This window comes from Pseudomonas sp. 15A4 (assembly GCF_016925575.1).
Classification (GTDB): domain Bacteria; phylum Pseudomonadota; class Gammaproteobacteria; order Pseudomonadales; family Pseudomonadaceae; genus Aquipseudomonas.
Genome location: NZ_CP068986.1, coordinates 182,419 through 199,802, shown reverse-complemented (window position 1 = coordinate 199,802; position 17,384 = coordinate 182,419). Strand labels below are relative to the sequence as shown.

The 17,384-nt window shown below is 58.1% G+C and carries 13 protein-coding genes, 4 tRNA genes and 1 pseudogene; 13 read left to right on the top strand and 5 right to left on the bottom strand.

Annotation, left to right across the window (positions count from 1 at the left end; genetic code table 11):
• Positions 1-2 precede the first annotated feature (2 nt).
• From pilV to thiO, 6 genes and pseudogenes are all read left to right on the top strand, one after another.
• A complete protein-coding gene (gene pilV, locus JN403_RS00890; protein WP_205487199.1) occupies positions 3-458 on the top strand; it encodes a type IV pilus modification protein PilV in 456 nt (151 codons plus the stop codon).
• Complete coding sequence (locus JN403_RS00885; protein WP_205484829.1) at positions 455-1,147, top strand: prepilin-type N-terminal cleavage/methylation domain-containing protein; 693 nt, start codon at positions 455-457, stop codon at positions 1,145-1,147. Before pilV ends, JN403_RS00885 begins: the two co-directional genes overlap by 4 nt.
• A gap of 64 nt (positions 1,148-1,211) precedes the next feature.
• The gene (locus JN403_RS00880) at positions 1,212-1,658 is read left to right on the top strand and encodes a PilX N-terminal domain-containing pilus assembly protein (protein ID WP_205484828.1); all 447 of its coding nucleotides are present in this window, start codon (positions 1,212-1,214) and stop codon (positions 1,656-1,658) included.
• Positions 1,645-4,739: pseudogene (locus tag JN403_RS00875) on the top strand (PilC/PilY family type IV pilus protein). Before JN403_RS00880 ends, JN403_RS00875 begins: the two are co-directional and overlap by 14 nt.
• Before the next feature lie 9 nt (positions 4,740-4,748).
• Positions 4,749-5,141, top strand: coding sequence for a type IV pilin protein (locus JN403_RS00870; protein WP_205484827.1), 393 nt, complete (start codon positions 4,749-4,751; stop codon positions 5,139-5,141).
• A gap of 30 nt (positions 5,142-5,171) precedes the next feature.
• Positions 5,172-6,275, top strand: a complete 1,104-nt coding sequence (thiO, locus tag JN403_RS00865) for a glycine oxidase ThiO (protein WP_205487198.1) — start codon at positions 5,172-5,174, stop codon at positions 6,273-6,275.
• A gap of 79 nt (positions 6,276-6,354) precedes the next feature.
• Here thiO and JN403_RS00860 read toward each other — a convergent pair whose 3' ends face one another.
• The 4 genes from JN403_RS00860 to JN403_RS00845 form a co-directional block, all read right to left on the bottom strand.
• A complete protein-coding gene (locus JN403_RS00860) occupies positions 6,355-7,695 on the bottom strand; it encodes a sigma-54 dependent transcriptional regulator (protein WP_205484826.1) in 1,341 nt (446 codons plus the stop codon).
• Positions 7,696-7,697: 2 nt separating this feature from the next.
• A complete protein-coding gene (locus tag JN403_RS00855) occupies positions 7,698-9,290 on the bottom strand; it encodes an ATP-binding protein (protein ID WP_205484825.1) in 1,593 nt (530 codons plus the stop codon).
• Positions 9,280-9,519 carry a PP0621 family protein gene (locus tag JN403_RS00850; RefSeq protein WP_122622740.1) on the bottom strand — a complete coding sequence of 80 codons (240 nt, stop codon included), beginning with the start codon at positions 9,517-9,519 and terminating at the stop codon, positions 9,280-9,282. The genes JN403_RS00855 and JN403_RS00850 overlap by 11 nt, the downstream gene beginning before the upstream one ends.
• A 152-nt stretch (positions 9,520-9,671) precedes the next feature.
• Positions 9,672-10,694, bottom strand: coding sequence for an outer membrane protein assembly factor BamD (locus tag JN403_RS00845; RefSeq protein WP_122535375.1), 1,023 nt, complete (start codon positions 10,692-10,694; stop codon positions 9,672-9,674).
• Between the two features lie 150 nt (positions 10,695-10,844).
• Between JN403_RS00845 and rluD the strand changes: the two genes are divergently transcribed.
• The 7 genes from rluD (at position 10,845) to JN403_RS00810 (ending at position 16,063) form a co-directional block, all read left to right on the top strand.
• Positions 10,845-11,807: a 23S rRNA pseudouridine(1911/1915/1917) synthase RluD gene (gene rluD, locus JN403_RS00840; RefSeq protein WP_074890541.1), complete on the top strand. Its 963-nt coding sequence runs from the start codon at positions 10,845-10,847 to the stop codon at positions 11,805-11,807.
• Positions 11,808-11,815: 8 nt separating this feature from the next.
• Positions 11,816-12,544, top strand: coding sequence for a peptidoglycan editing factor PgeF (pgeF, locus tag JN403_RS00835; RefSeq protein WP_205484824.1), 729 nt, complete (start codon positions 11,816-11,818; stop codon positions 12,542-12,544).
• 179 nt (positions 12,545-12,723) lie between these two features.
• Complete coding sequence (gene clpB / locus JN403_RS00830; protein WP_205484823.1) at positions 12,724-15,288, top strand: ATP-dependent chaperone ClpB; 2,565 nt, start codon at positions 12,724-12,726, stop codon at positions 15,286-15,288.
• Between the two features lie 350 nt (positions 15,289-15,638).
• Positions 15,639-15,714: transfer RNA gene (locus JN403_RS00825), tRNA-Asn, on the top strand.
• Positions 15,715-15,734: 20 nt separating this feature from the next.
• A tRNA-Pro gene (locus JN403_RS00820) sits at positions 15,735-15,811 on the top strand.
• Between the two features lie 6 nt (positions 15,812-15,817).
• Positions 15,818-15,893 (top strand) — tRNA-Lys (locus JN403_RS00815).
• A 93-nt stretch (positions 15,894-15,986) separates the two neighbouring features.
• Positions 15,987-16,063, top strand: a tRNA-Pro gene (locus JN403_RS00810).
• A 102-nt stretch (positions 16,064-16,165) separates the two neighbouring features.
• Here JN403_RS00810 and pstS read toward each other — a convergent pair.
• Positions 16,166-17,200 carry a phosphate ABC transporter substrate-binding protein PstS gene (gene pstS, locus JN403_RS00805; protein WP_240356772.1) on the bottom strand — a complete coding sequence of 345 codons (1,035 nt, stop codon included), beginning with the start codon at positions 17,198-17,200 and terminating at the stop codon, positions 16,166-16,168.
• Positions 17,201-17,384: the final 184 nt, after the last annotated feature.

Here is a 17,384-nt window from a genome sequence, read left to right as displayed (position 1 = left end):
GCATGAAAACCTACTCCTCGCAGCAAGGCGTGACGCTCATTGAAGTACTAGTGGCGCTGCTTGTCTTGGCCATTGGATTGCTGGGAGCGGCTGCGCTGCAGTTGAACGCATTGAAGTACACCGATAGCTCAACAATGAGCAGCCAGGCCAGCTTCGTGGCTTACGACATGATGGACCGCATTCGTGCCAATCCAGATGCGGATTACCGTTTGGCGTCATTGGCTGCTGCACCTTCGGCGGCGAACTTGAACGTTCCGCGAACCCAGGATTTGGTGGATTTTAAAAACAACATCACTAACTTTGCCGGACCGGGTGGCGACGGCGTCATTACCGTAAATCAAGGTTGGGTGACGATTGCGGTGACATGGAACGATGCCCGTGCTGCTAACACCGCAAATGCGCAGCAGACCTTTAGCGTAAGGAGTCGCGTTGTGGCCGACCCTAAGGCGACGCCATGAACCATCGTGCCAGAGGCTTCGGCCTGATAGAGATCATGATCTCATTATTGTTGGGCCTGCTGATCGTAGCCGGGATCATTCAGATTTTTATTTCTGCGAAAAATACTTATTCGACGCAGAACGCGTCCGCCGCGATGCAAGAAGATGCGCGTTTCATTCTTACCAAGCTGTCACAGGAAATTCGCATGGTGGGCATGTTCGGCTGCCTGGCAACCGTCGCGGACGCGAGCGCTAAAGCTGATTTTGCAGCCGCGCAGGCGACGCCGATTCGATGGGATAACACCACTGCAAAGCTGACGCTGGTGACCGCTGATGTGGGAAACAACGGCGGAACACCTTCCTGGACAATTCTCTCAGACTGCAAATCCTCGGCGACAGCCAGAACAGGGACCGCGGCTCCTGCGGCAGGACAATTGGCGTTCCCGATACGGCAACTTGAGTACCAGCTTGTGAATAACCAACTCATGCTGGGCGGGGCCGCCATCGTCAATAATGTGGATAAGTTTCTGCTGATGTTTGGCACGGCCAGCGCGGCCTCGGGGCCAGCGGTTACTGGATACACCGCCAACCCTGGCAACACTGATCTGGTGCGCAGTGTGCGTATCACGCTCGTGCTGAAGGACCCGGCTAACCGGGTCCAAAATCAGTCGTTCAGCGTTTTGATTGCGCTGCGTAATCGTCTCTACTAGGTGCGCCACAGTGAAAGCAGCGAGACACAAAGCGTTTCCACTTACCCCCTTTCGCGAGCAAGGAATGGCGCTGATTGTAAGCCTCGTCTTTCTTTTGCTCCTGACGCTGGTCGGCATATCTTCTATGCAGAGTGCGACTTTTCAGGAAAAAATGTCGGGCAGTGTCAAGCTGCGCAATGAGTCATTTCAGTTGGCCGAAGCAGCAGTGCGTGCAGGTGAAGCGGCGGTGCAGGCCAGCAGCTACACACTGGCGACGTGCACGAAATGCGCGCCACCGGCTGAAAACGTCAACGATATAAAAGCGGGAGTCAGCGCTGCGTCCGGCGTAACGTGGGTAGCTGTAACAAACGGATTTTGGGCAGCCCAGAAAATAGCTACGACCAAAGATCCGGTCAATATCAATTCGGTAGGGTGGGATGAAAGCAAGTCGTGGACGCTGTATCGCATCACAGGTGTTGGCGTCTCCGGTAACTCGCGAACTGTAGTGGAAAGTATCTATGCCAAGCGTTGAGTGGTACCGCACAGCCAAGCAGTATGTCTGCGGGCTCTTGCTAGGGGCATTTTTCGGCCTTTATGGTTCGGCGACAGCTTACGCCGCGTTTATTCCTTCGGACTCGCCGTTGTTGACCGCAGGCTCCGTGACGCCGAATGTCATGCTGCTGGTGGACGACTCCGGCAGCATGAACAGCATCATTTGGGCCGCCGGATTCGATCCCAATGCGGTGCCCCTCCCGGTGTACAACTGCAGCTCGGACACATCCTGCCGTAACGTTAACAGCCTTGATCTGAGTGATACCAATTTCTTTGTGGGGAATTTAAGGGGGGTGGGTGCTTTGCAGGCTACGACGGCTTTTACAAGGTCTCTACCGACAGCATCATCTGTCTCAAATTACCGGATCCGGTGGGTAATGGTAATACTCGATATAGCACCGCCTATATCAGCTATCTGATCTCTGCCACGTCCTTGGCGAGAAAGGACTATACCGACGGTTCTATCCCGAACGATTACCGAATCAACGTTGCTCGCAACGTCTCTGCGTCGCTGGTAGCAAGTAATCGGAATCTTAGGATCGGCCTGGCTACCTTCAACCCACCTGTCACGGGAAATTCCGGCCCCGGCGGTTATATCGCTAGAGGGGTAAATGATCTGTCTCAGACAGCCTCCACGACCGCTGCTCAGGCCAATACAAATTACAACGCACTGATTTCCTCCATTAACGGCTTGGCTGCAATTGCGAACACGCCATTGGCTGAGACGTACTATGAAGTCACTCGGTATTTCCGCGGGTTGACGCCCTACTACAACACGACGCCAACTACTTATACGAGCCCCATTCAGTACCGGTGCCAACGCAACTATGGTGTCGTGATCACCGATGGGCTGCCCACTTACGACCGGACCTTTCCCACCAACGATCCCCAGGGCGGCGCGAGTTTACCGAATTGGGATGGCAAAAATAATGACGGGGACAACCTTAATGGCGACGGTGAGGGCGACACGCTCTACCTCGACGACATCGCGAAATTTGCCTACGACATCGATATGAGAACGGACGGTACTGATGGCGCAAACAAGAGTTGGAATGCGCCAGATTTTATCAAACAGAATATGTTCACCTATACCGTGGGGTTTACTGCCGCGAATGCCATGCTTTCTGACGCGGCGGTTTACGGCAAAGGAACCTATTATCAAGCAACCGACAGCGCTGGTCTTAACGCGGCATTGTCGGCCGCGCTGAATGACATTACTTCTCGCGCAGGCACCGGGGGCGGCGCAGCTTCGAACTCCTCTTCGCTGTCGAGCAGTTCTGTTTTCTTTCAGACCCAATATGACCCCACTGACTGGCGCGGGACGATCAAGTCATTGGCGATTGCAGCAGATGGCGCCATCAATACAGCTCAGCCCAACTGGTCCACCGATCTACAGATTGTTCCGGGCATCAAATCAACCTATGAGTCCTGGAACACCCTGACGAATAGGGTCATCCCCCTATCGTTCCTCAGCTTCTCCTTACCGCAGCAGTTGGCACTCAGCCTCAATCTTCCATTGGGAGTGTCCGGCTCAGACTTGGTTGAGTGGAGCAAGGGAACAAACAAAACAGGGCTGAAAACGCGGACAGTGCTTCTAGGGGACGTGATTAACTCCCCGCTCGCTTATGCCTCTCCCACGGCAAACCCTGCTTCGGACCCTGCCGCCGATAACAGCTACACCACTTACCTCGATACAAAGGCCGGGTCCATGACGCCTAGTCTTGTCGTGAATGCCAACGACGGGTTGGTCAATGTCATCGACCCGGCCCTGGGCACCAGACGATATGCCTACATGCCGTCCACGGTTCTTCCTAACCTGCATTACGTCGCTGATACGGACTACATCAACGGCGATTCCCACAAGTTTTTGGTGGACGGCCAGATATCCATTGTTGACGTGCAGTTCGCTTCATCATGGAAAACCTTGGCCATCGGCGGCACCGGGGCAGGGGGAAAAGGGTTTTATGCGTTGCAATTGTTTAACGCAGATAAGTCAAACACGGTAAAGGCGCTTTGGGACATAAGCAGCGGTTCTACCGGATACGCCAATATGGGGTACGCCTACGCCAAGCCCGAAGTGGCCCAATTGCCGGATGGTCGATGGGCAGCTTTCATTGCGAATGGTTATGGCAGCACTAATGGCGTGGCTTCACTGTTTGTGGTGGATGTCAGCAACGGCTCGCTGATCAGAGAGATACCGGTCGATACGTCCGGCAACAACGGCCTGTCCTCAGTGAGGTTGCGCGTCGATGCCCAGAGCATGGTTCAGTATGCCTATGCAGGCGATCTGAAAGGGCAGATGTGGAAATTTGACTTCAGGGGACTGACTGCGGCCTCGTGGAAGGTGGGGTTGGGGGGCAGTCCACTGTTCACCGCTGCTGGCGGGGCGAGTCAACCCATTACTGCGCAACCGGTGGTATCGAACAATCCGAACGGCGGCAAGATGGTTTACTTCGGAACCGGCAAATTGCTTGAAACCGCCGACAAAACCACACTCACGACTCAAGCGTTTTATGCCGTTTGGGACAATGACGCTACGAGTGCCAATTACCGAGAAACCGACCTCGTCGCTCAGTCCATTAATGGCGTGTCCAGCGGCCCGAATGGGCAGTTCTTTACGACCACTCAAAATGACGTGAACTACGCCGCCAAGAAGGGCTTCTACCTCCCGCTGATCTACAACAACGTCGCTACGGGTGAACGAGTTATCTATCCTGCAGATCTAGCGTTTGGTCGGGTTCGATTCACCACGGCCATAGTCGACACGGGTGATCCCTGCTCCAGTTCGGGATCAGGGAGATTCGTGGACTTGGATGCGTTAAGCGGGCGTATGCTCAGTTATCCCGTGTTGGATACCAACAGCGATCGGCAGATTAACAGCGCTGATAATAATTCCAGCGGCTTTCTGGTGAGCGGCGGTGTCCCTTATCTGGCCGCAGCATTGGATAAGGACAACGGCAATCAGGAAATCGTTTTAAGCGGCGACCCTGCCAATCCTGCTATCGCGACAGAGTTGGGTGGAGTTTCAAACCGGCGCATTATGTGGCGACAAACAAGATGAGGAAAAAACATGGTTGGCTGTAAGGCGCGGGGCTTTACCCTGATAGAGCTGATGATCGTGGTCGCCATCGTCGGCATTCTGGCGGCGATCGCTTACCCCAGCTATACCGAGTACGTGAGGCGCACTCATCGGACAGAAATTGCCGCAATTCTGATGGAGCAGAGCCAGGTTCTGGAGCGTTACTTCACCAAGAATGGCTACTACACAGAAGCGCCGGTCGCAGGCTCTAATGCCTGGTACACCGTTGGGGTGGTACTCGCCCCTACAACCTTCACCTTGACGGCGGCACCCAAGCCCGGCTCCATGATGGACGGCGACAAATGCGGCAGCTTCACCATCAATAACGCCGGTGTACGAAACAACTCCACCGGCCTGTCGAACAAAGACTGTTGGGGCCGTTGAATCCATGCAGATGAACAAGTCGTGGCCGCTGTGCTAAATCAAAACATAGTCATCATCGGCGGCGGCGTCATCGGTCTCCTGACCGCCTTCAACCTCGCCTCCAAAGGCCGAAATGTAACGCTGATCGACCGCTCTGAAGTCGGCCAGGAATCCTCATGGGCTGGCGGCGGCATCGTATCGCCGCTCTACCCGTGGCGTTACAGCCCCGCCGTAACGGCACTCTCGCACTGGTCGCAGGATTTTTACCCACAGCTCGCCGAGCGCTTACTGGCAATGACCGGCATCGATCCCCAAGTGCACAAGACTGGCCTTTACTGGCTGGACCTGGATGACGAAGCAGAAGCGCTCCAGTGGGCGACGCGGGTGAATCGCCCGCTGAGGTCGGTGGATATCTCTGCGGTCTACGACGCCGTGCCCGTCATGGGCGGTGGCTATTCACGTGCGGTGCACATGGCCGACGTCGCCAACGTGCGCAACCCGCGTCTGGTCAAGTCCCTCAAGGCTGCATTATTGGCGTTGCCCAATGTGGTGATTCGAGAGCACTGCCAGGTCATTGATTTCCTGCGCGAGGGTGATCGCGTACTGGGCGTCACGACGGAAGAGGGCGATGTGCTCGGCGACAGCGTGGTGCTGGCCGCAGGTGCATGGAGCGGCGATCTGCTCGGCAAACTGGGGTTGGCGCTGCCCGTTGAGCCGGTCAAAGGGCAGATGATCCTCTACAAATGCGCGGCCGACTTTCTGCCGAGCATGATCCTCGCGAAGGGTCGTTACGCCATCCCCCGGCGCGACGGACATATCCTCATCGGCAGTACGCTCGAGCACGAAGGGTTTGATAAGACACCCACCGAAAATGCCCTGGACAGCTTGAAAGCTTCGGCGATTGAATTGATCCCCGCGTTGGCGGAAGCCCATGTGGTCGGGCACTGGGCAGGTTTGCGACCGGGCTCGCCGGACGGCATTCCTTTCATCGGCCCGGTGCCGGATCATGAAGGCTTGTGGCTGAACTGCGGCCACTATCGCAACGGCTTGGTGCTGGCGCCGGCCTCATGTCAGTTGTTGACGGATTTGCTGGTGGGGGATGAGCCAATTATTGATGAAGCGCCTTATGCGCCTGCGGGAAGGCTTAACGCTTGAGTGGCCCGGGCGAATAATAGGTCCCAAAAAGGGAACGATCGGTCCCTTTTTGGGACCGATCCAAGCGCCGCGGCATCCATCACTCCAACCCCAACTTCTTCAACCGATAACGCATCGACCTGAACGTCAAATTCAAACGCTGCGCCGCCGCCGTACGATTCCAGCGAGTTTCCTCCAGCGCCTGCAGGATCAGTTTGCGCTCGATGCTCTCCAGATAGTCTTCCAGGTTATCGATGTTGGCCAGGCTCGGGCCGTCCTGCTCGGTAGGGCGTGACGGCTCGGCAAGGCGCAGGTCCTCGATATTGATCTGATCGTCTTCGCACAACGTGTAGGCCCGTTCCAGCATGTTTTCCAGCTCGCGCACATTGCCGGGAAAACGATAACCCTTGAGGGCCGCCAGCGCGTGGGGCGGGAGGAGGGTGGCAGGCTCTCCGGCGGATTCGGCCAGGCGGCGCAGCACGCTGTTGGCGATCTCTTCAATGTCTTCGCGGCGCTCGCGCAAGGGCGGGACGCGCAGTTCGATGACGTTCAGCCGGTAATACAAATCCTGCCGAAAACGGCCGGCGGCTACTTCCTGATTGAGGTCCTTGTGAGTCGCGCACAGCACGCGAACGTCCACCACTTGCTCCTGCTGGCCGCCAATCGCGCGGACGGATTTTTCCTGGATCGCGCGGAGCAGTTTCACCTGCATCGCCAGCGGCAGATCAGCCACTTCATCCAGAAACAGCGTCCCGCCATTGGCCACCTGAAACAGCCCGGGTTTGTCTTCATGGGCGCCAGTGAAACTGCCTTTGCGGTGCCCGAAGAATTCGCTTTCCATCAGTTCCGACGGGATCGCACCGCAGTTGACGGGTACGAACGACTGCTCGGCGCGCGGGCCTTGCTCGTGAATCAACCGTGCGACCAGCTCCTTGCCGCTGCCCGACTCGCCGCTGATATAGATCGGCGCCTGGCTACGCGCCAGTTTGGCGATTTGTTTACGCAGTGCCTGCATCGGTGGAGAGCTGCCCAGCAAGCGATGGTCGATGCGGTTGTCTTCGGCAGGGGCGGTGCGCAGGCGCAGGGCGCTGGACACCAACTCACGCAAACGCGTCAGATCAACCGGCTTGGTCAAGAAGTCGAACGCGCCGGCTTTCAGTGCATGGATCGCCGTGTCGAGGCTGCCGTGGGCGGTGATCATCGCCACCGGTACCTGATTGTGACGCTTCTGAATGTGCTGCACCAACTCCAGGCCATTGCCATCCGGCAGACGCATGTCGGTCAGGCACAGGTCGAATGCCTCGCGCGCCAGCCACTCTTGGGCTTCCTTGACGTTGCGCGCGCTGCGAGTATCCAGCTTCATCCGTCCGAGCGTGATTTCCAGCAACTCACGAATGTCCGGTTCATCGTCGACGATCAGGATCTTTTGCCGTTGGCTCATGTTCAGCTCAGCTTGAACGGATGGGCGAAGGTTATTCGCATGCAGCTACCGCCACCTTCCCGTGGAGTGTAATTGAGGCTCGCCTGATTGCTTTCGCACAGCTCGCGCGAAAGGTACAGGCCCAGGCCGGTTCCTTTGCTTTCGGTGGTGAAGAAGGGCTCGAAGATTTTCCCGAGATGCTCTTCGGCAACACCCGGCCCGTCGTCGAGGACTTCCAGCGTCGGCAGTTCGCTGAACGGGGCTTGAAACAACCTTAGCCACACTTGGGCGTGTTCGTGCAGCTGGCCGCTGTAGCGCAGCCCGTTTTGCACCAGATTGCTCATCACTTGCTGCAACTGCTCTGCGTCCATCTGCGTACTGAGCACGCCCGGACCGATGTCCAGGTGCACGGCCTGATCAGCCGTCAGGTCACTGCGCAGGATACGGACGAAGTCCTCGATCCACTGCTTGAGATCGAGCAGGTGGGGTTCGGTCTGGCGTCGACGAGACAGCTGCAGCACGTTCTCGATCACCAGATTCATCCGCCGCGATTGATCGTGAATGATTTGACTGAGACGACGGTCCGGCGCGGTCAGTTCCTCGGATTCCAGCAGCAACTGTGCGGCATGACTGATGGCGCCCAGCGGGTTGCGGATCTCGTGGGCGATACCAGCGGTCAGTCTGCCCAGCGCGGCGAGTTTGAGCTGTTGGGCCTGCTGGGAAATCTGGGACAGGTCATCGAGAAACACCAGGGTGTGTCGATGACTGCCCCGCGCCAGTGCGATGAACCCCGGGCGCAGCACCGGCCCTATGACCGAGGTGGTGATGCTGCGCGGTGCCATGGACGGGTTGGCCATCCACTGACCCAGTCGCTCGACCAGTTGTGGCGAGTAGGCGTCGACGATTTCGCCGAGCAAGCGCTCGTGGCCCAGCAGATTCAGCGCGCTCTGGTTGGCGAGTAGAACTTTGTTATCTTCGTCGAGCACCAGAATGCCGGTCCGCATACGTTGCAGGATCAGCGCGTTGAGCTCTTCAAGATTGTCGACATCGGCGGCACGACGTTCGGCGATGTCTTCGCTGAGCTGCAGGCGCCGTGCGAGGGCCTGAACCAGCAGCGCTGCTGCGAAGCACAGGGCACCGAGGGAGCCGGCCTGTACGAAATGATTGGAAGCAGAGGGCTTGTGATAGCTGATGTAGAAGGTCAGATAAATGATGCCGATGGCTGAGAGCGCGGCAATCAGCAGCCCGGTTCGCTTGCGCAGCAGCACGTTGCTGATCGCCACGGAGGCAATGATCAAATTGCCAATACCGCTCGGTGCACCGCCCCCGGCGTAGAACAGCGCCGCCAGCATCAGCGTGTCGGCCATGGCCAGGGAGAACAGTTGACCCTGGCGGCTCGGGCGTTCGAGCAGCACCACCACGAGGATATTGAACACCAGATACAGCCAGCAGCCGATCCGGAACAGCTCGATATCGGCCAGCTCCAGCAACTCGGCGTCCAGGCTGCTGGAAATCAGCAGCACCAGCAGGACGCCGATACTCAGACGGTACAGGTGATACAGCCGCAGGATGCGTTGGGCCTGAGGCGTGGTCAGCGACAGGCTGTCAGCGGTCACGTGTGGCGGGGCCCTGCAAACGGTGTGCTTCGGTGCAATACCATTGCTGGTTCTGGCTCAGCGCGCGATCGCGCGGGACATGCACGCCACATTGCGCGCACCGCACCATGGGCGCAGCGTCGAGTTCCGGCGTTGAGGGTTTCGGGCGTGGAGCAGGGCCTTTCACCAGGCGTTTGAAAAACCAGATGGCCGCCACGATCAGGGCGATCCACATAATCAAGCGAATCATGTCTGTCAGCTTATGAAGTGAAGAGCGCGCAGTGTAGCCAAGCGGCTGTCGGGCGCACAGTCATCTCCATCGCCGAATGCTGTCGGAAAACGGTCGGGCATTAAAAAAGGCCCCGAAGGGCCTCTTTTAGCTGACGTTTGGCAGGGACTGAATCAGTCAAAAAGGCCAAAGGTCATGTAGCTGAAGATCGAGCGGCTTTTCGGCGTGCCGTCGTCGTCATCGTTTTTCTTCTCTTCGTCAGCCGACTGGTTCTCAGGCAGCAGGTCGGCAGGGATGGCTTCCTTGGCGTCCTGGTACTGCTTGATCACGTCCTGGTTGGCGCGGGTTTGCCCTGGCGGCAGCGGCGGACGGCTTTCGATCAGGCCCAGCGTCGCCTTGGACAGCCACGAGCGGTTGTCGGCCTCGGCCGTGCGCGCTTCGAACTTGCCGTCTACCAGCTGCGGGTGATCCGGGTAGTTGGTTTTCAGGACTTGCAGGCTGGTGTCAGCCAGATCGTCCAGGTGCAGACGCTGATAAGCCTCAACCATGACCGCCAGGCCGTCACCGACCGATGGGGTTTCCTGGAAGTTTTCGACTACGTAGCGACCGCGGTTGGCCGCTGCCACGTAGGCCTGACGGGTCAGATAGTAGTCGGCAACGTGGATCTCGTAGGCCGCCAACAGGTTGCGCAGATAGATCATGCGCTGCTTGGCGTCGGGTGCGTAGCGGCTGTTAGGGTAGCGGCTGGTCAGCTGGGCGAACTCGTTATACGAATCGCGAGCAGCGCCCGGGTCACGCTTGGTCTGATCCAGCGGCAGGAAGCGGGCGATGATGCCGACGTCCTGGTCGAACGAGGTCAGGCCCTTGAGGTAATAGGCGTAATCGACGTTCGGGTGTTGCGGGTGCAGACGAATGAAACGCTCGGCGGCCGACTTGGCAGCTTCCGGCTCGCCATTCTTGTAGTTGGCGTAGATCAGCTCGAGTTGCGCCTGGTCAGCGTAGCGACCGAACGGATAACGCGACTCCAGCGCCTTGAGCTTCTCGGTGGCGCTGTTATAGCTATTGTTGTCCAGATCGGCCTGCGCCTGCTGGTACAGCTCGACTTCACTGAGGTTTTCGTCGATGACTTCTTTCTTCGAAGAACAGGCAACAGTAAGTCCGAGGATGGCTATCAGCAGCAGGTGTTTCACTTGCATGGCGGCTTGCGTCCCTATAACGGCCTGCTGTCTTGCGCAGGACCGTCCTGTTATGATGGGCGCCCCGTGGAACCCCGGGACAAAAGACGCCGTATTTAACCACAAGCGCACAGCCGAAACCAAAGGCCAGTGCCACCTCCTAGTTTGAGCATGTCTGAGATCATAGAACTCCGCGCAGAGGTGCCGTCCGAATTGGGCGGTCAACGCCTCGACCAAGTCGCCGCCCAACTATTCGCAGAGCACTCGCGCTCGCGCCTTTCCGCCTGGATCAAGGACGGTCGCCTGACGGTGGACGGAGGCGTTTTGCGCCCGCGTGACATCGTGCATGGTGGCGCCGTTTTGCTCCTCAAAGCCGAGCAGGAAGCCCAGGGCGAGTGGATCGCGCAGGACATCGAGCTCGATATCGTCTACGAAGACGACCAGATCCTGGTCATCAACAAGCCTTCCGGCCTGGTTGTACATCCGGCAGCCGGTCACGCCGATGGCACCCTGCTCAACGCCTTGCTGCACCACGTGCCGGACATCATCAATGTCCCGCGTGCCGGCATCGTGCATCGCCTGGACAAGGACACCACCGGTCTGATGGTTGTCGCCAAGACGATTCAGGCGCAGACCCAACTGGTCACTCAACTGCAGAACCGCAGCGTCAGCCGCATCTATGAGTGCATCGTTATCGGGGTGGTGACTGCCGGCGGCAAGATCAACGCACCGATCGGTCGTCATGGTCAGCAGCGACAGCGCATGGCAGTCATGGAAGGCGGCAAGCCAGCGGTCAGCCATTACCGGGTTCTGGAGCGTTTTCGTTCCCACACCCATGTGCGGGTCAAGCTGGAAACCGGGCGTACTCACCAGATTCGTGTGCACATGGCCCACATCAACTTCCCCCTGGTAGGCGATCCCGCTTACGGCGGCCGTTTCCGAATCCCGCCTGCGGCCAACGTCAACATGGTCGAATCGTTGAAACATTTCCCGCGTCAGGCGCTGCATGCGCGTTTCCTTGAACTGGATCATCCGACGACCGGTAAGCGCATGAGCTGGGAATCGCCGTTGCCGGACGACTTTGTCTGGCTGCTGACCCTGCTCAAGCAAGACCGCGAAGCCTTCATCGGATGACTGAGGGCGTGACGGACTGGCTGATTCCCGACTGGCCTGCGCCACTGGGTATCAAAGCCTGGGTCACGACGCGGTCGGGCGGTGTCAGTGTGGCGCCGTTCGACAGCTTCAATCTGGGCGACCACGTTGACGACGATCCAGCGGCCGTAGCGCATAACCGTTCATCACTGACCTCGCGCCTGCGCAGTCAGCCTGCATGGCTGAAGCAGGTTCATGGCACTGACGTCGTCGAGGCCACGCCCGCAGAAGTGCTTGAGGCTGATGCCAGCTGGAGTCAGACCCCGGGCGTGGCCTGCACCATCATGACGGCCGATTGCCTGCCCGCACTGTTCTGCAATAAAAAGGGCACTCAGGTTGCCGCTGCCCATGCGGGCTGGCGCGGTCTGGCGGCGGGTGTGCTTGAGGCGACGGTGGACAGTTTTGCCGATGCGCCCTCCGACATCCTTGTCTGGCTCGGCCCTGCCATTGGGCCCCAGGCATTTGAAGTGGGTACCGAGGTGCGCGAGGCCTTCATGGCTTCGCACCTAGAGACAGCCGATGCATTCGTGCCAGGCGCCAACGACGGCAAATTCATGGCTGACATTTACCAATTGGCGCGTCTGCGTCTCGCCGCTCACGGCGTCACAGCGGTGTATGGCGGCGGTCTCTCGACCTACGACGATGAGCGATTCTTCTCTTATCGCCGTGGCGCGCGCACCGGACGGTTCGCGTCTCTCATCTGGATCGAAGCCCGGTAGCCTTCGCTGCGCTTCTGCACTAATTCCTCGCCAATTCCCTCCTTCAAGCTAATGTTGATCCACGTCAACCCGTCAGCGCTTGAATCCTGCCTAATCGACCGCATCTAAAGAACCATCTGGCAGGTTTTCTTTATTAGGTGTGTTCATTGCTCCGGCCTGCCCATATAGGAAGGTGACGAATGCGTATTGACCGTTTAACCAGCAAATTACAGCTCGCTTTATCAGATTCCCAATCACTGGCGGTGGGCCTTGACCACCCGGCCATTGAGCCCGCGCACTTGATGCAGGCATTACTTGAGCAGCAGGGCGGTTCGATCAAGCCTTTGCTGCTGCAAGTGGGCTTTGACGTCAACAGCCTGCGCACTGCGTTGAGCAAAGAGCTCGATCAACTGCCGAAAATCCAGAACCCGACTGGCGACGTGAACATGTCCCAGGACCTGGCGCGCCTGTTGAACCAGGCTGATCGACTGGCTCAGCAAAAAGGCGATCAGTTCATTTCCAGTGAGTTGGTGTTGCTCGCCGCCATGGACGAGAACAGCAAACTCGGCAAGCTGCTGCTCGGTCAGGGCGTCAGCAAGAAAGCTCTGGAAAACGCCATCAGCAACCTGCGTGGGGGCGATGCCGTCAACGACCCAAATGCAGAAGAATCCCGTCAGGCGCTGGACAAGTACACCGTTGACCTGACCAAGCGCGCCGAGGAAGGCAAACTTGACCCGGTGATCGGCCGCGACGACGAAATCCGTCGGACCATCCAGGTGCTGCAACGCCGGACCAAGAACAATCCGGTGCTGATCGGTGAGCCTGGCGTGGGTAAAACCGCCATCGCCGAAGGCCTTGCCCAGCGCATCATCAACGGTGAAGTGCCAGACGGCCTTCGCGGAAAGCGTCTGCTGTCGCTGGACATGGGTGCGCTGATCGCAGGTGCCAAGTTTCGTGGCGAGTTCGAAGAGCGCCTGAAAGGGCTGCTCAATGAACTGTCCAAGCAGGAAGGGCAGATCATTCTGTTCATCGACGAGCTGCACACCATGGTTGGTGCCGGCAAGGCCGAGGGCTCGATGGACGCTGGCAACATGCTCAAGCCGGCGCTGGCCCGTGGTGAGCTGCATTGCGTGGGCGCCACGACGCTCAACGAGTACCGCCAATATATAGAGAAGGACGCCGCTCTCGAGCGTCGCTTCCAGAAAGTGCTGGTGGACGAGCCGAGCGAAGAAGACACCATCGCCATCCTGCGCGGCTTGAAAGAGCGCTATGAAGTTCACCACAAGGTGGCGATCACTGACGGCGCGATCATCGCGGCGGCCAAGCTCAGCCATCGCTACATCACCGATCGGCAACTGCCGGACAAAGCCATCGACTTGATCGACGAAGCGGCCAGCCGCATTCGTATGGAGATCGACTCCAAGCCGGAAGTGCTCGACCGCCTTGAACGTCGCCTGATCCAGCTGAAGGTAGAAGCGCAGGCGCTGAAGAAGGAAGACGACGAGGCCGCGATCAAGCGCCTGGAAAAACTTCAGGAGGAGATTCAGCGCCTTGAGCGGGAGTACGCCGACCTCGAAGAAATCTGGACCTCTGAAAAGGCCGAGGTCACCGGCTCCGCGCAAATTCAGCAAAAGATCGAGCAGTCCCGTCAGGAACTGGAAGCGGCGCGGCGTAAGGGCGACCTGAACCGCATGGCCGAATTGCAGTACGGCGTGATTCCCGACCTGGAACGCAGCCTGCAGATGGTCGACCAGCACGGCAAGCCGGAAAACCAGTTGCTGCGCAGCAAGGTGACCGAGGAAGAGATTGCCGAAGTAGTGTCCAAGTGGACCGGTATTCCGGTGTCGAAGATGCTCGAAGGCGAGCGCGACAAGCTGCTGAAAATGGAAGAGCTGTTGCACCAGCGCGTGATCGGCCAGAACGAAGCGGTTGTCGCGGTGGCCAATGCTGTTCGACGGTCGCGTGCCGGGCTGTCGGACCCGAACCGCCCGAGCGGCTCGTTCATGTTCCTCGGCCCAACCGGTGTGGGTAAGACCGAGCTGTGCAAGGCGCTGGCGGAATTCCTGTTCGACACCGAAGAAGCGATGGTGCGGATCGACATGTCCGAGTTCATGGAGAAACATTCCGTGGCGCGGCTGATCGGCGCGCCACCTGGCTATGTCGGTTACGAAGAGGGTGGCTATCTGACCGAAGCGGTGCGGCGCAAGCCTTACTCGGTCATCCTGCTGGACGAAGTCGAGAAGGCACACCCGGACGTGTTTAACGTCCTGCTGCAAGTGCTCGAAGACGGGCGTCTGACCGACAGTCACGGGCGTACGGTGGATTTCCGTAATACCGTGATCGTCATGACCTCCAACCTGGGCTCGGCTCGCATCCAGGAGCTGGTCGGCGATCGTGAAGGCCAACGCGCTGCGGTCATGGATGCGCTCACCACGCACTTCCGTCCGGAGTTCATCAATCGGGTCGACGAAGTGGTGATCTTTGAGCCGCTGGCCCGCGATCAGATTGCAGGCATCACCGAGATCCAGTTGGGTCGTCTGCGCCAGCGTCTGGCGGAGCGCGATCTGCGCCTGGAGCTGTCCACCGAGGCGATGGACAAGCTGATCGCCGTCGGCTACGACCCTGTCTATGGCGCGCGGCCGCTTAAACGAGCGATCCAGCGCTGGATCGAAAACCCGCTGGCTCAGTTGATCCTGTCGGGTGGCTTCATGCCTGGCACCAGCATCAGAGGCACGGTGCAGGCCGACGAGATCGTCTTCGGCTGATCCGCACCTCTATATAGAGGCGCAAAAGGGCTCTCCAGGCGGGAGCCCTTTTTTATGCGCGGTGATTTATTCCCTGAACCGCAGGATTTTCGGGGGCTAAAGGACGATCCGCAAAAAATTCGCAAATCATTGTCTTGAAAGCAATTTAGAGGGTTGACAGGTGTTTCTGGAAATGTAGAATAGCGCGCCTCAGAGACGTGAACGCAGCGATGCAAACAGGTCGAAGAGGCTGAAAATGCGGTAGGTTCAGTGAGGTAAATGCCGGATTCATCGGGTGAAGATTTACTGAATTTGTTGTGTTGAAGCGCGTCAAACGCTGCATCTGAAATTGATAGATTTGAAAAGATCGTTCCGTGATAGCTCAGTCGGTAGAGCAAATGACTGTTAATCATTGGGTCCCAGGTTCGAGTCCTGGTCACGGAGCCAATTTCAAGAGGTAGTACCGTCGGGGTATAGCGCAGTCCGGTAGCGCGCCTGCTTTGGGAGCAGGATGTCAGGAGTTCGAATCCCCTTACCCCGACCATTATTTGGGTCGTTAGCTCAGTTGGTAGAGCAGTTGGCTTTTAACCAATTGGTCGTAGGTTCGAATCCCACACGACCCACCATTTTTGACCTGGCTTCATCGGGTTGGATCTTAGGGAGTGACGCCATCCGCGTCACCCGCTCTGGAAATACCTTAGGGTGTTTTCATGTTTCACCGGGGTATAGCGCAGTCCGGTAGCGCGCCTGCTTTGGGAGCAGGATGTCAGGAGTTCGAATCCCCTTACCCCGACCATTTTCGCCCCAGCTGTATCCGGGCAGAAAATACCGCTTAAGCGCCACTCGCGCTGAAGCTACAAAAAAGCGTCCTTCGGGACGCTTTTTTCGTTTCCGGCATTCACTGAGCCTTGGGTGTGTCCGCCCAGTACGCTTCGATCTGATTTTTCAGGTCATCAGGGATCGGTGCGAAATCCAGCGAGCGAGCGTGTTCCTGACCGCTTTCCAGCGTCCAGCGAAAGAAATCCTGAACAGTCTTCTGACGATCAGCATCTTTCGGCTGCTTGTACATCACGATGAACGTCGCGGCCGTAATCGGGTAAGCGTTTTCCCCCGGCGCGTCGAGCATCGACAGATCAAAATCCTTTGCATTCTTCCAGTCTGCCGTCGCGGCTGCCGCTTGAAAGCTCTCGGTGCTCGGCGTCACGAATGCGCCCGCAGCGTTCTGCAACAGCCCGTAATTCAACTTCTGCTGTTTGACGTAGGCGTACTCGACGTAGCCGATCGAGTTCGGCACCTGCTTCACGTACGTCGCCACGCCCTCGCTGCCTTTGCTGCCCATGCCCACCGGCCACTTGACCGAAGACCCTGCGCCGAGCTGACTCTTCCATTGCGGGCTGACCTTCGCCAGATAACTGACCCAGTTGAACGTGGTGCCAGAATCATCAGAGCGATAGGCGACGCTGATATTCGCGTCAGGCAGCTTCACACCCGGGTTCAGAGCAGTGAGCGCCGGGTCATTCCATTTGTTGATTTTGCCGAGATAGATGGCCGCCAGCACTGGCCCGGTGAATTTCAGCGTGCCCGGTTTGACCGAGGCGACGTTGATGACCGGGACGATGCCGCCAATCACCGAGGGAAACTGCTGCAGGCCAAAGGATTCCAAGTCTGCCGAACTCATCGGCCGGTCAGTCGCGCCGAAATCCACGGCGCCTTCTTTGATCAGTGCAATGCCAGCGCCGGAGCCTATGTACTGATAATTAACCTTGATCTGGGTCTTCTGGTTGTAGTCGGTGGCCCACTTGTACAGCACCGGATAGATAAACGTGGAGCCGGCGCCGGTGACTTCGGACGCTGCACCTGCCGTGGCGGCCATGGATAGATTAAGCGCGATGCCAAGGCCTGCGGCCAGCATCAGACGGGAGAGCTGCAACATGGATGACTTCCTGTGATCGAGCGACATCGGGGTGAGATGCGTTGATGGGATCACAGCAAACAGCACGTTTTTATGACAAGGCATGACAGATTTCTTCACCGGCAGCCGGATCAATCGCGACGGCCAGGTCGTTTATTTACGCGGCGCTCCGGTGCGGATTCATGAGGCCCGGTATAGACTTCAG

Coding starts and splice junctions, on each gene's coding strand:
- pilV (WP_205487199.1), top strand. CDS start 3: ATGAAAACCTACTCCTCGCAGCAAGGCGTGACGCTCATTGAAGTACTA.
- JN403_RS00885 (WP_205484829.1), top strand. CDS start 455: ATGAACCATCGTGCCAGAGGCTTCGGCCTGATAGAGATCATGATCTCA.
- JN403_RS00880 (WP_205484828.1), top strand. CDS start 1,212: ATGGCGCTGATTGTAAGCCTCGTCTTTCTTTTGCTCCTGACGCTGGTC.
- JN403_RS00870 (WP_205484827.1), top strand. CDS start 4,749: ATGGTTGGCTGTAAGGCGCGGGGCTTTACCCTGATAGAGCTGATGATC.
- JN403_RS00860 (WP_205484826.1), bottom strand. CDS start 7,695: ATGAGCCAACGGCAAAAGATCCTGATCGTCGACGATGAACCGGACATT.
- JN403_RS00850 (WP_122622740.1), bottom strand. CDS start 9,519: ATGATTCGCTTGATTATGTGGATCGCCCTGATCGTGGCGGCCATCTGG.
- JN403_RS00845 (WP_122535375.1), bottom strand. CDS start 10,694: ATGCAAGTGAAACACCTGCTGCTGATAGCCATCCTCGGACTTACTGTT.
- rluD (WP_074890541.1), top strand. CDS start 10,845: ATGTCTGAGATCATAGAACTCCGCGCAGAGGTGCCGTCCGAATTGGGC.
- clpB (WP_205484823.1), top strand. CDS start 12,724: ATGCGTATTGACCGTTTAACCAGCAAATTACAGCTCGCTTTATCAGAT.
- pstS (WP_240356772.1), bottom strand. CDS start 17,200: ATGTTGCAGCTCTCCCGTCTGATGCTGGCCGCAGGCCTTGGCATCGCG.